We start from the raw sequence: 13,740 nt of genomic DNA, 5'->3' as shown, positions 1-13,740 counted from the left end.
CTTTGTAACTTTTTCTATACAAATAGTAGGAAAAGAGGGTAAAATACAAATTGGACTATTTTGCAGTAGGAGTGAGAGTGTATGTTACATCAATTTTCTCGTAATGAATTGGCCTTTGGAAAAGAAGGGCTTGAAATATTAAAAAACAGTACAGTAGGTGTGCTAGGAATTGGCGGTGTAGGTTCTTTTGCAGCAGAAGCTTTAGCTCGTTCAGGTGTGGGGCGGTTGGTGCTAGTTGACAAGGATGTTGTAGATATCACGAATGTCAATCGTCAAATTCATGCACTTTTATCTACGGTTGGACAATCGAAAGTAGAGCTAATGAAACAACGTATTGCTGATATTAATCCAGAGTGTGAGGTTATCGCGCTGCAAATGTTCTATACAGAAGAGACATATGAGGAGTTCTTCTCCCATGGCTTAGATTTTGTGGTAGATGCTTCTGATACGATTACGTATAAAATCCATTTAATTAAAGAATGCTTAAGACGCAAAATTAAAATTATTTCCAGCATGGGAGCAGCCAATAAAATGGATCCCACACAATTCCAAATTGCTGATATATCGAAAACACATACTGACCCAATTGCAAAAGTAATTCGTACGAAGTTACGGAAAGAAGGGATTAAAAAAGGGGTAAAGGTAGTATTTTCTGGCGAAAGTCCAATTGTAATTCGAGAAGATGTTCGTCAATCAATCGTACCTGATGAGAATACAAAAATTCGCAAAGCGAAAATGCCGCCGTCCTCAAATGCCTTTGTTCCTTCAGTAGCAGGATTGATTATGGCAAGCTATGTTATACGTGAGTTGTTAAAAAATGTAATGCTCCAGCGAGTTGGACAAGAATAAAATAAAAATTCTCCCGATTCGGGAGGATTTTTATTTTGATATAATTTCTAGCTCTCCATTTTGATCTGTGTTAAAAATAGGGGCAATGCGGTTATCCGTCTCATCAAGAAGCACCAACTTTCGTGCACGTTCCATAATTCGTACTAAAGTTTCATAATCTTCTTGAACTGCTGTTTGCTGTTCAGTAAGCTTACGTATTCTTTTTTCGAGAGCATCATTTTTCTTGCGCAGCTCATCATTTTCTCGTGTTAATTGTGTATGCTCCTGTTGAACGGCATTTATATTTTGATCGTGCACCTGTAAGCCTTGTAAATAGGAAATAACGGCATCCATAGAAAGTTCGAATGATTTTGGTACCATTTCTTCTGAGAATTCAGCATCAATGATGAGTTTTTTGGGTGACTGCCGTAGAGGCGTCCTGTTTTTTTCTTTAGCTACCTCTTCACGTTTTAATTGTTTACGCTGTTTCTTGGCGATTTGTACAGCTTCTTCATAGTTTTGACGCACTTCTGCATTCCAGCGAAATCCACACGCAGCGGATGTACGATTCAAGTGATCTCCGACTTCATCGAACGCTTTTAGTTGTGTACTTCCTTCTCTTATATGACGGAGCACGGTTTCTGCAAGAAGGAAGTCATCTTCCGGAGACCATGCATCTTGGCGAACTTTCATAGATTTTTATCCTCCAGTATCGCTTTTGTTTTCATTTAGCTTTACCGCAAGAGTGTTTTTTATTCTATTATTATTTTTTCTGTAAGCGTGCGTATACAGCTGCTAGAGACTGTTCAAATTTTCCTGTTTCTTTTGGCTCGTAATATACGCGATTGTGTATATTGTCAGGCAGGTATTGCTGCTTGACCCACCCATTTGGAAAATCATGAGGATACAAGTAGCCGACTCCTCGTCCAAGAGATGCGGCTCCAGCATAATGAGCATCCTTTAAATAAGCAGGGATATCTCCAATATTCTTTGTTCGCAAATCGTGCAGAGCGCTGTTAATCGCTTGATACGCTGAATTAGATTTTGGGGATAAGCAAAGTTCAATTACTGCATTGGCAAGTGGAATGCGTGCTTCTGGAAACCCAATTCGTTCTGCTGCTTCGACTGCAGCCAGTGTGCGTGGTCCAGCTTGAGGGTTCGCAAGGCCGATATCCTCATAAGCAATGACAATGAGTCGTCTAGTTAAGTTAGGCAGATCGCCCGCTTCGATAAGCCTTGATAAATAGTGAAGGGCAGCATTCACATCGCTTCCTCGAATACTTTTTTGAAAAGCTGAAAGAACATCGTAATGAGAGTCTCCGTCTTTATCGTGAACGAAGCTTTTTTTCTGCAGGCATTCTTCAGCAATAGATAGGGTAATTTCAATTGTCCCGTTTTTATTTTGCGGAGTTGATAAAACAGCAAGTTCAAGCGCATTGTAGGCAGAGCGAATATCCCCTCCTGAACGCTCTGAAAGATACAAAAGCGCCTCTTTTGAAACAGATGCAGGATATGTACCGAGTCCGTTATGGTTATCTTCAAGTGCACGCTGCAATCCTATCAAAATATCCTTTGATGTTAAAGGCTTCAGTTCAAAAATTTGACAGCGGCTGCGAATAGCGGAGTTAATAGAATGAAATGGGTTACTAGTGGTAGCTCCAATTAAAATAAGCAGTCCATTTTCTAGGTGTGGAAGCAAGAAATCCTGCTTCGCTTTATCTAAGCGATGCACTTCATCCAGTATTAAAATTAAACGGCCAGACATTTTTGCTTCTGCTACGGCAATTTCCATATCTTTTTTATTATGAGTAACAGCATTGAGCATACGAAAGGGCGTTTTTGTACTGCCAGCAACAGCTTTTGCAATCGAGGTTTTGCCTACACCGGGAGGACCATATAAAATCATAGATTGCAAATGCTGCGCTTGAACCATGCGATGTATAATCCGCCCTTCTCCGACTAAATGCTGCTGTCCTATGACATCCTCTAGGCAGTTTGGCCTCATTCTGAAGGCAAGTGGTTGCTTCATTTTTTTCTCTCCTAACAACAGTTTCTTTTTATCATATAAAAAATGTGCAATATTTTTATAGTATCTCTAGCAAGCATTCATCCAAAAACTCTGTATGAAAGGCTGGATTGATTCCATGATAGAGAATTTTTATTGATTATTTCTGTGATTTTAACCGCTCCTTTAGATCACTGAAGAAGAAAGAACCTCCTCTGATGGAAGCCCCACTTTATCTTATCATTTATCAAACAAGAGTTGAAATTTGTTAGACTGTCATTGTATGTTATAATTTTAGGGGCTTATTTTGAAGCTAAGTTACAAATTCAGTTCTTTTGGCAACACTAAATATAACTGAGAAAATGTACATAACAAATAGATGATATAAAAAAGTTGGGGTGGAACGATTGAAAATTTCTACAAAAGGCCGTTACGGTTTAACTATTATGATTGATCTTGCTAAAAAATATGGAGAAGGGCCAATCTCTTTAAAATCTATCGCACAAGCACATGAATTATCTGAGCATTATTTAGAGCAGCTCATTTCTCCATTGAGAAATGCTCGATTAGTAAAAAGCACAAGAGGTGCATATGGAGGGTATGTTTTATCAGATCAACCAGCCAATATTACAGCAGGCGATATTATCCGTGTGCTGGAGGGACCTATCAGTCCGGTTGAAATGCTGGAAGAAGAAAAACCGGCTCAGAGGCAGTTATGGGAGCGTGTTCGCGATGCAGTCCAAGAAGTATTAGACAGCACGACGCTCGAAGACTTAGTACGATATGATGAAGAAAATCAGCAAGGATATATGTTTTTTATTTAGTTTTGGGCTCAGTATTAAAGAAAGAAGGAATATAGAATGGAACGCATTTACTTAGATCATGCGGCAACCTCACCCACCCATCCAGAAGTGGTGCAAAAAATGATCCCCTATATGACAGAGATGTTTGGCAATCCGTCGAGCATTCACTTTTTTGGACGACAAAGCCGCCAGGCAATCGATGAAGCGCGCAGGGCGTGTGCTGCAAGCGTTGGTGCTCAGCCGAACGAAATTGTATTTACAAGCGGGGGAACAGAGGCGGATAACTTGGCATTGCTTGGGATTGCAAGGGCGAATCGCCATAAAGGAAATCATATTATTACGAGTGCTATCGAGCATCATGCTGTTTTAAATACATGTAAGGCACTTGAAAAAGAAGGGTTTGAGGTGACGTATTTACCAGTAGACCAGGCTGGTCGAATTTCAGTGACAGACTTGCAGCAAGCATTGACTGAAAATACTATATTGGTTTCTATTATGTTTGGTAACAATGAGGTAGGTATGATACAGCCAATCGCAGAAATAGGAGAAGCGCTTCGAGACCATCAAGCTGTTTTTCATACCGATGCGGTACAAGCTTACGGCATGCTCCCGATTAATGTAAAAGAATTAAAAATTGATGCAATGTCTATCTCCAGCCATAAAATTAATGGACCGAAGGGATTTGGCTTCTTATATGCTGCTCAAAACGTTGCTTTGAGCCCGCAGGTAACCGGGGGAGAACAGGAGCGGAAACGAAGAGCAGGTACTGAAAATGTGCCAGGAGCAGTAGGGTTGCATCATGCTGTCAGACTAGCTGCACAAGAGCGTGAGCAAAAAACTAACCAATACCATATGTTTAAGGATATAATGTTATCCATCTTCCAAAGTGAAGGAATTTCGTTTGAAATTAATGGAAGACAAGACTATTGTTTGCCTCATATTCTAAATGTGAGCTTTAAAGGAATTGATGTCGAGTCCTTCCTGGTCAATTTAGATTTAGCAGGTATCGCTGTATCGAGTGGCTCGGCATGTACAGCCGGCTCAATAGACCCTTCTCATGTATTAGTGGCGATGTTTGGAAAAGATTCCGACAAAACCCGTTCGTCCATTCGTTTTAGCTTTGGCTATAGTAATACGAGAGAACAAGTTGAAAAAGCAGCCTACGAGACCGTGAAAATTATCAAACGATTAACAGCATAGATCAGTTTTTACAGGAGGTGTAAGGGATGGACAACAAATTACCGCATGAAACAAGAGTGGTTGTCGGGATGTCAGGCGGCGTTGATTCATCTGTAGCTGCATTGCTTTTGAAGAGGCAAGGATATGACGTAATCGGTGTGTTCATGAAAAATTGGGATGACACAGATGAAAACGGAGTATGTACAGCTACTGAAGATTATAATGATGTAATTGAGGTATGTAACCAAATTGGAATCCCTTATTATGCAGTTAACTTTGAAAAGCAATACTGGGACAAAGTGTTTACGTACTTTTTAGAGGAATACAAAGCAGGCCGTACTCCTAATCCAGACGTGATGTGCAACAAGGAAATCAAGTTTAAAGCGTTTCTAGAGCATGCCAAAACGTTAGGAGCAGATTATTTGGCAACGGGTCATTATGCTCGTGTAGAATACCGTGATGATGAGTACAAAATGCTGCGCGGCGTTGACGATAATAAAGACCAAACCTACTTTTTAAATCAGCTCACTCAAGAGCAGCTATCTAAGGTTATGTTTCCATTAGGAGGCTATACAAAGCCTGAAATCCGCGAAATGGCCAAAGAAGCGGGCTTGGCAACAGCTTCTAAAAAAGACAGCACGGGGATTTGCTTTATCGGAGAGCGTAATTTCAAAGAGTTTTTGAGCAACTATTTGCCTGCACAGCCGGGACAAATGCAAACCTTATCAGGGGAAGTAAAAGGAAAACATGATGGTCTCATGTATTATACAATCGGACAACGTCACGGCCTTGGAATTGGCGGAAACGGCGACCCATGGTTTGCTGTTGGTAAGAATTTGAAAGAGAATATTTTGTATGTAGATCAAGGCTTCCATAACGATTTATTGTATGGAGACGAGGTAATTGCAACGAAAATAAGCTGGGTAAGTGATACACCAAAAGAAAAAGAATTTAAATGCACGGCAAAGTTCCGTTATCGTCAAGCAGATAACAGCGTAACTGTTCATATTTCAGATGATGATACTGTTCGTATTATATGTGACGAACCGATTCGTGCTATTACACCGGGACAAGCAGTTGTCTTTTATGATGGAGAAGAGTGTTTAGGTGGAGCTACAATAGATGAAGTATACCGAAATAGCGAAAAATTATGGTATTTAGGATAAGAGATAGAAACCTCAGCTTTTGCGCTGAGGTTTCTTCTGTATCTATGGATAAGAGTAACGGTTTTCTTGGCATAATACAGTAATTCCCGATATAATTCATATTAATGAGGTGAAAAAAATGAAATCAAAACTAGAACAAGGAATTCAATATATGCAAGAAGGGAAATTTGAAGAAGCTGCCAAACTGTTTACGGAGGAAATCGAGGAGCATCCGGATAATCCAGTCGGCTATATTAACTTTGGGAATTTGTTGGATGCATTAGGAGATTTGGATCGTGCCGTATCGTTTTATAAGAGAGCAATTGAGCTGGATGAAACATCAGCAACAGCTTATTACAGCTTAGGCAATGTGTATTATCAACAGGAACGATTTACAGAAGCAAAGGAGATGTTTGAGCATGCCGTGCAGCATGGCCTGCAAGAAGGCGATGTGTATTTCATGCTTGGCTTTTCCTATGTACAATTGGGACATGACAAACTGGCGCTTCCATTTTTACAGCGTGCCACAGAATTGAATCCGCAAGATACTGAAGCATTATTTCAATACGGACTGTGTTTAGCGAAGATAAATCATCTTCAAGAAGCAAAACAAATATTCGAACAAGTAGTACAACAAGATGAAGCACACGCAGATGCTTATTATAATTTAGGGGTTGTCTATGCGTTTGAGGAAAATGAAGAACAAGCTCTGAATATGTTTGAAAAAGCATTGGCTCATCAGGCGGATCATCTATTGGCGGGCAACGCTGTCCGCTTACTGAAAGATAAACAATAGTCTCATGTGTAAATGAAGGAAGGTGACAATGTGCAAGATTCAATGGACCTGTTTGAGGAACAACAAAAATACATAAAAGCGCAGGCTTTGCACACTATTTTTCATAATGAAGAAAATTTGTATTCTGTTGTGCGAATGAAGATTATCGAAACAAACGAAAATCACAATGAAAAAGAAATTATTGTAACAGGTCACTTTCCGCGCATACATGAAGAAGAGGTGTTCACCCTTTACGGCTGTTTCAAAGATCATCCTCGTTACGGAGTGCAGTACCATATTGAAAGTTTTAAAAAAGAAATGCCCCAAACGAAAAATGGTCTCATCCAATATTTATCAAGTAATCTATTTCAAGGAATTGGAAAAAAAACAGCAGAAAAAATTGTAAATGAACTTGGGGAAGAAGCGATTTCTAAAATTATGGATGATGCTTCCGTATTAAGCGGAATTGTAAATAAAGAAAAAGCAACGGAAATATATCAAACCATTATAGAGCATCAAGGATTAGAAAAAGTAATGAGCTTTTTAAGCGGATACGGATTTGGAACCCGATTATCCATTAAAATATACCAAACCTATCGCGAGCAAACATTGGAGGTTATTCGTACCAATCCATATCAATTGATTGAAGATGTAGATGGTATTGGCTTTGGACGAGCAGATGAAATTGGGAAAGCATTTGGCATCTCGGGTAATCATTCCGACCGCATTCGGGCTGGATGCTTATATACACTAGAGCATGTTTCTCTGCAAGAAGGACATGTATACTTTGAGAAGAATCTGTTGCTTTCCCAAACGATGTCGCTGCTGAACAATCAAGAAACAAAAGTTACAGATGACGATATTTTGCAGGAAATAGTATCATTGGCACAAGATGAGAAGGTAGTAATAGAAGAAGAGCGCATCTATTTAGCCTCTCTTTATTACGGAGAAAAAGGGGTTGTTTCTTCCCTTCACCGTTTATTGAATAGGGAAGAAGAGATAGAGGAATTTCCAGAATCTGAATTTTTACTGACGCTGGGAAACATTGAGGAAAGCCTGCAAGTGCAATATGCTCCTTTACAAAAAGAAGCGATTCAAACGGCAATTCATCATCCTGTCATGGTTTTGACAGGGGGACCAGGTACAGGGAAAACAACAGTTATTAAAGGGATTGTGGAAATGTATGCAGCCCTTCATGGAATTTCATTAGATCCAAAAGATTACGGTGAGAAAAAGCCATTTCCTATTTTATTGGCAGCTCCTACTGGACGAGCAGCAAAACGAATGAGTGAATCAACAGGTTTGCCTGCCTGCACAATTCACAGACTGCTTGGTTATACTCAGGAGGGATCGTTTCAACGGGATGAACATGACCCAATTCAAGGGAAACTACTGATTGTAGATGAATTTTCGATGGTTGACATTTGGCTTGCAAATCAGTTGTTTAAGGCGCTTCCATCTACGATTCAAGTCATCATTGTCGGAGATGAAGATCAGCTTCCGTCTGTTGGTCCGGGACAAGTATTAAAGGATTTGCTTTCTTCTGGTTTGCTTCCCACAGTACGATTAACGGAAATATACAGGCAAGCAGATGGCTCTTCTATTGTGCAGCTCGCTCATGCTATTAAAAATGGAGAAGTTCCTCAAGATATTAGCAAGCAGCAAGGAGATCGCTCTTTTCTGCAGTGCAGCAATGCCCAAGTAGTTGAAGTAGTAAAACAAGTGTGTACAAATGCACAAGCAAAAGGATTTACAGCTCGTGATATTCAAGTTCTTGCTCCTATGTATCGGGGTCCGGCAGGAATTAATGTATTAAACAGTTCGCTGCAAGAGGTATTTAACCCGAATGTTAATAAAAAGCGAGAGCTTCATCATGGGGAAGTTATTTATCGAGTGGGAGACAAGGTACTACAGCTCGTAAACCAGCCGGAAAGCCAAGTATTCAATGGGGATATTGGTGAAATTGTGTCTGTTTTTTATGCAAAGGAAAATGTTGAACAGCAGGATATGATGGTTATTTCGTTTGATGGAATTGAAGTCACTTACACAAAATCAGATTTTAATCAAATTACGCATGCTTATTGCTGCTCTATCCATAAATCACAGGGAAGCGAGTTTCCTATTGTGATTTTGCCCGTTGTCAAAAGCTATTACCGAATGCTCCGGAGGAACTTAATTTATACAGCCATTACTCGAAGTAAACGCTTTTTAATTTTATGCGGCGAGCCTGAAGCATTTCAATATGGAATAAACAAAAAGAGTGATAATGAACGTCAAACATCGTTATGCCAAAAATTACAAGAAAGATTTGAGGAAATGCCTTCCTTGGAAGAAGATGAAATGGAAAACATTTCGCCTTATGATTTTATGTAAACAGAGTAACATTATAAGTGTATAGAAATGCTCGTCACTTTTGCCTCGTATAAAGTCAGTTCAGTTTGGGAATACTGCTCTATTAGAAAACATCGGAATAAGGAGATGGAGCGGTTTGTTTAAGTGTCCCAACTGTAAAGGAAAAGATATTGGAAAAATCGGTGTCAACCAATATTATTGTTGGAACTGTTTTATTGAGCTTTCGGTGGCAAAAGGGGTTATCTATACACATCAGGTAGAAGAAGATGGTTCATTAAGCTCATTAGATGATTTATTCGGAGATGACGAACGTACAATCAGCATGTAGCCAAGGAGTGATGGAGCTTGAAATTGAAATCATCACTAGTTGCACTTGGAGTAGGAGCGGCAGCCTACCAATATGCAGCTAAACACGGTGTATTTTCTCGAAGAAATATGAAAAAGATGCGAAAAATGATTAAGTCTTACATGTAGTAAAAATCCCTCATCATAACAGATGAGGGATTTTGTATAAATTTCCAATATGGTTACACAATATGTGTAACGGAGGGATACATGTGAAAAACTTGAAGCTGATTTGGATATATCGTCTAGGCTTATTGCTGCTCCTTTTTTTATGTTTTTATGTTTTTTTAAAGTTAAAGCCCATGTGGGCCCCCGTTCTTACACTAGTAAAGCTTGTTCTTATTCCATTTTTAACGGCGTATTTTATAGCGTATTTGCTTCATCCCCTTATCGAAAAGCTCCATCAAAAGGGAGTGCCTCGTACGTTGGCTATTTTATTAATATATATCTTATTCTTTGGGGGAATAGGATACGGAGTGTATAAAGGCATTCCGATAGCTGTGTCTCAAATGAGAGAGATGAATGAAAATTTGCCTCAATTTGTTGAGATGTACGAAAAATGGACTGATGGCATTCAATCAGAAACAAAGAACTTCCCTCATTTTATTAATGAAAAAATTAAGCTCGCTTTTATAGGCATAGAAGCAAAAATGGAATCATTGCTTAATCGAATGGTGAGTACAGCGCGCGGGTTGCTTGATTCGCTTCTTATCATTGTTCTTATTCCATTTATCGTATTTTATTTGTTAAAGGACTACGGAGAGTTTTATCATATTTTTTGGAAAATGGTACCACAGAAGTGGAGAAGTGAAGGACAACGTGTGGCAGCAGACATAGATAAATCATTAGGCAGCTATATTCGCGGTCAGTTATTAATTTGTTCGATTTTAGCCGGCTTCGCATCTCTTGCACTTTGGTTTATTAAAATTAAGTACCCTTTATTGCTTGGAGTAGTTATTGGGGTTACTGATATTATTCCATACTTTGGTCCGATTTTAGGAGCTATTCCAACTTTGGTTGTGGCTGCTACTATTTCAACCAATATGGTGATTAAAGCTGTAGTGGTATTGGCTATACTACAATTTGTAGAAAGTAATATTCTTTCTCCATACATAGTAGGGAAGTCGTTGCATATGCATCCAATTGTTATTATGCTTTCTTTACTGGTAGGAGGGGAAGTAGGGGGAATTGTTGGTTTGATTTTAGCAGTTCCGGTTTTAGCAGTTTTACGTGTCGTTATTATACATACAAGAACACTTCTCGCTAAGCATTGACAAAATTCAAATAATTATTTATAATGGCGCATAAATGAACTAAACAAATCTATGAAGGATCGAGTATGTTGCAGCCCGTCTTAAGAGAGGAGTTTCCTCAGGCTGAAAGAAACTCTAGATGAAGAGCAACAGAAGGCTAATCCTGAGAGCAGCTAATCCCTGCCGTCTTGCCACGTTACGGCGACTTGAGGTGATGAACAGTTTTTGTTCATAATTAGGGTGGTAACGCGAGTCAACTCTCGTCCCTTTAGCAGGGGCGGGAGTTTTTTGTTTGTCTATAAAAAGCGGAGCCGACTTGAAAAACATTTTATAATGGTTGATTTAGAATAAAGGAGGAACAAATTATGAAGAAGCTGACAGGCGCACAAATTCGCCAAATGTATTTAGAGTTTTTTCAGGAAAAAGGGCACTCTGTAGAGCCAAGTGCATCTCTTATTCCACATGATGACCCATCCCTATTATGGATTAACAGCGGGGTTGCGACATTAAAGAAATACTTTGATGGACGTGTTATTCCTCAAAATCCGCGCATTACAAATGCACAAAAATCTATCCGTACAAATGACATTGAAAACGTAGGGAAAACAGCTCGTCATCATACGTTCTTTGAAATGCTTGGAAACTTCTCTATCGGAGACTATTTCAAAGAAGAAGCAATCACTTGGGCTTGGGAATTTTTAACAAGTGAAAAGTGGATTGGCTTTGATAAAGATAAGTTGCATGTTACTATTCATCCGGAAGATGAAGAGGCATTCCAGATTTGGAATGAAAATATCGGGGTTCCGAAGGATCGTATTGTTCGCTTAGAGGACAACTTCTGGGATATCGGAGAAGGTCCAAGCGGTCCGAATACAGAAATTTTCTATGATCGCGGTGAATCTTATGGAAACGACTCAAATGATCCGGAATTATATCCAGGAGGCGAGAATGAACGCTATTTAGAAGTATGGAATCTAGTGTTCTCCCAATTCAATCATAATCCGGATGGTACATATACTCCGCTTCCAAAGAAAAACATTGATACGGGTATGGGGCTTGAGCGTATGACCTCTGTTGTACAGGATGTGCCGACAAACTTTGATACGGATTTATTTATACCAATCATTGAAGCTACGGAAGTTATTTCAGGTGAAAAATACCGTAAAGGCGATCAAGAAAAGGATACAGCATTTAAAGTAATTGCTGACCATATCCGTACAGTAACATTTGCAGTAGGAGATGGAGCTCTTCCTTCTAATGAAGGTCGCGGATATGTACTGCGCCGTTTGCTGCGTCGTGCTGTACGTTATGCGAAAAAATTAAATATCAACCGTCCATTTATGTATGAGCTTGTTCCAGTAGTGGGCGAAATCATGGTTGATTTTTATCCAGAGGTAAAAGAAAAGACAGAATTTATCCAAAAGGTAGTTAAAAACGAAGAAGAGCGCTTCCATGAAACGCTTCATGAAGGTGAAGCAATTTTGTCAGATGTTATAGAAAAAGCGAAAAAAACGGGCAGCAGTATTATTTCCGGGGAAGATGCGTTTCGATTATATGACACATATGGTTTCCCGATTGAGCTGACAGATGAATATGCAGAAGAAGCGGGAATGACAGTGGATCATGACGGATTCGAAAGTGAGATGGAGAAACAGCGTGAGCGTGCAAGAGCAGCACGCCAAGAGGTAGATTCCATGCAAGTGCAAGGCGGTGTATTAGGAGAAATTAAAGTAGCTAGCCGTTTTGTCGGATATAGCGATCTGCAAACAGACAGTACAGTTGTGGCTCTTTTACAAAATGGAGACTATGCAGAAGAAGTGTCGGAAGGTCAGGAAGCTCATGTTATATTAGATACCACTCCTTTTTATGCGGAAAGCGGCGGTCAGATTGCAGACCAAGGGTATTTAATTGGCGAAGGCGTAAAAGCGGTTATCAAAGATGTGCAAAAAGCTCCAAATGGTCAACATTTGCATAAAATTCTTGTGCAAGAAGGAGTATTATGTGAAAATGCGAAAGTAACAGCTCATATTGATGAACAAAAGCGTGTTAACATCGTAAAAAACCATACAGCCACTCACCTGTTGCATCAAGCATTAAAAGATGTACTAGGAACGCATGTAAACCAAGCGGGCTCGTTAGTGACCTCAGAACGTTTACGCTTTGATTTTTCTCATTTCGGACAAGTGCAGCCAGAGGAATTGGAACAAATTGAAAGAATCGTAAACGAAAAAATTTGGGATAGTATTGCTGTAGAAATTTCACAAAAATCGTTAGATGAAGCGAAGACTATGGGGGCAATGGCGTTATTTGGCGAGAAATACGGCGACGTAGTGCGTGTTGTTCAAGTAGGAAGCTACAGTTTAGAGCTTTGCGGCGGTTGCCATGTAGATAACACAGCTTCTATCGGTATTTTTAAAGTGATCTCCGAATCTGGTATAGGAGCAGGAACACGCCGTATCGAAGCAGTGACAGGAAAAGCGGCTTACGAGCTGATGAATGGTCAAGTGAATTTATTAAAAGAAACAGCAGCAAAGTTAAAAACAAATCCAAAAGACATTTTAACAAGAGTGGATGGTTTATTTGCTGAAGTGAAGCAGTTGCAAAAGGAAAACGAATCTCTTGCTGCGAAGTTAAGCAATATTGAAGCTGGAAGCTTAGCAGATCAAGTACGTGACATCGATGGTGTTCAGGTTCTTGTGAGCAAAGTAAATGCTGCTGACATGAACAATCTGCGTACAATGGTAGATGACTTGAAGAATAAGCTTGGTTCTGCTGTGATTGTTCTGGCTTCTCCGAATGAAGGAAAAGTAAACGTATTGGCAGGAGTAACAAAAGACCTAGTTGAAAAAGGATATCATGCCGGCAAGCTTGTGAAGGAAGTGGCATCTCGCTGCGGCGGCGGCGGCGGCGGACGTCCGGATATGGCGCAAGCAGGCGGGAAAAATCCAGAGCAAGTCGATGATGCTCTCGCATTTGTAGAAGAGTATATCAAATCAGCTTCAAATTAAGGGTGTATTGGTGTAAGATTATAGGGAGAGGTTTTTTCTCCCTATAC

At 39.8% G+C, this 13,740-nt stretch carries 12 protein-coding genes and 1 other annotated feature; of the genes, 10 read left to right on the top strand and 2 right to left on the bottom strand.

The annotated features are described in order from the left end of the window. Positions 1-81 precede the first annotated feature (81 nt). Entirely contained in the window at positions 82-849 is a 768-nt protein-coding gene (locus J7Q84_RS12215) for a tRNA threonylcarbamoyladenosine dehydratase (protein WP_209094845.1), read from the top strand. Positions 850-879: 30 nt separating this feature from the next. On the opposite strand, the gene J7Q84_RS12210 is transcribed toward J7Q84_RS12215, so the two are convergent. Further along, positions 880-1,521, bottom strand: coding sequence for an RsfA family transcriptional regulator (locus J7Q84_RS12210; protein WP_209094844.1), 642 nt, complete (start codon positions 1,519-1,521; stop codon positions 880-882). A gap of 70 nt (positions 1,522-1,591) precedes the next feature. After that, entirely contained in the window at positions 1,592-2,857 is a 1,266-nt protein-coding gene (locus tag J7Q84_RS12205; protein WP_209094843.1) for a replication-associated recombination protein A, read from the bottom strand. 383 nt (positions 2,858-3,240) lie between these two features. On the opposite strand from J7Q84_RS12205, the gene cymR reads away from it, so the two are divergent. The 9 genes from cymR to alaS all read left to right on the top strand — a co-directional run bounded on the left by cymR (position 3,241) and on the right by alaS (position 13,693). Continuing rightward, positions 3,241-3,657, top strand: coding sequence for a cysteine metabolism transcriptional regulator CymR (cymR, locus tag J7Q84_RS12200; RefSeq protein WP_209094842.1), 417 nt, complete (start codon positions 3,241-3,243; stop codon positions 3,655-3,657). A 36-nt stretch (positions 3,658-3,693) separates the two neighbouring features. Then, entirely contained in the window at positions 3,694-4,836 is a 1,143-nt protein-coding gene (locus J7Q84_RS12195; protein WP_209094841.1) for a cysteine desulfurase family protein, read from the top strand. 26 nt (positions 4,837-4,862) lie between these two features. After that, positions 4,863-5,981 carry a tRNA 2-thiouridine(34) synthase MnmA gene (gene mnmA, locus J7Q84_RS12190; RefSeq protein ID WP_209094840.1) on the top strand — a complete coding sequence of 373 codons (1,119 nt, stop codon included), beginning with the start codon at positions 4,863-4,865 and terminating at the stop codon, positions 5,979-5,981. A 118-nt stretch (positions 5,982-6,099) separates the two neighbouring features. Next, positions 6,100-6,756, top strand: coding sequence for a tetratricopeptide repeat protein (locus J7Q84_RS12185; RefSeq protein WP_209094839.1), 657 nt, complete (start codon positions 6,100-6,102; stop codon positions 6,754-6,756). 12 nt (positions 6,757-6,768) lie between these two features. Continuing rightward, positions 6,769-9,108 (top strand): SF1B family DNA helicase RecD2, encoded by a 2,340-nt coding sequence (gene recD2, locus J7Q84_RS12180; protein WP_247739235.1) that lies wholly within the window; start codon positions 6,769-6,771, stop codon positions 9,106-9,108. A 115-nt stretch (positions 9,109-9,223) separates the two neighbouring features. After that, positions 9,224-9,415: a hypothetical protein gene (locus tag J7Q84_RS12175; protein ID WP_209094838.1), complete on the top strand. Its 192-nt coding sequence runs from the start codon at positions 9,224-9,226 to the stop codon at positions 9,413-9,415. A 17-nt stretch (positions 9,416-9,432) separates the two neighbouring features. Further along, positions 9,433-9,561: a YrzQ family protein gene (locus J7Q84_RS12170; RefSeq protein ID WP_209094837.1), complete on the top strand. Its 129-nt coding sequence runs from the start codon at positions 9,433-9,435 to the stop codon at positions 9,559-9,561. Between the two features lie 83 nt (positions 9,562-9,644). Continuing rightward, positions 9,645-10,706, top strand: a complete 1,062-nt coding sequence (locus tag J7Q84_RS12165) for an AI-2E family transporter (protein ID WP_209094836.1) — start codon at positions 9,645-9,647, stop codon at positions 10,704-10,706. Between the two features lie 42 nt (positions 10,707-10,748). After that, positions 10,749-10,956, top strand: a binding site (T-box leader). Between the two features lie 94 nt (positions 10,957-11,050). Next, entirely contained in the window at positions 11,051-13,693 is a 2,643-nt protein-coding gene (gene alaS, locus J7Q84_RS12160; protein ID WP_209094835.1) for an alanine--tRNA ligase, read from the top strand. The last annotated feature ends 47 nt before the right edge of the window (positions 13,694-13,740 follow it).

This window comes from Bacillus sp. 165 (genome assembly GCF_017742235.1).
Classification (GTDB): Bacteria; Bacillota; Bacilli; order Bacillales; family Bacillaceae_G; genus JAGHKQ01.
Note: the sequence above shows the minus strand (reverse complement) of the source record. Positions and strands in the feature narration are given on the sequence as shown.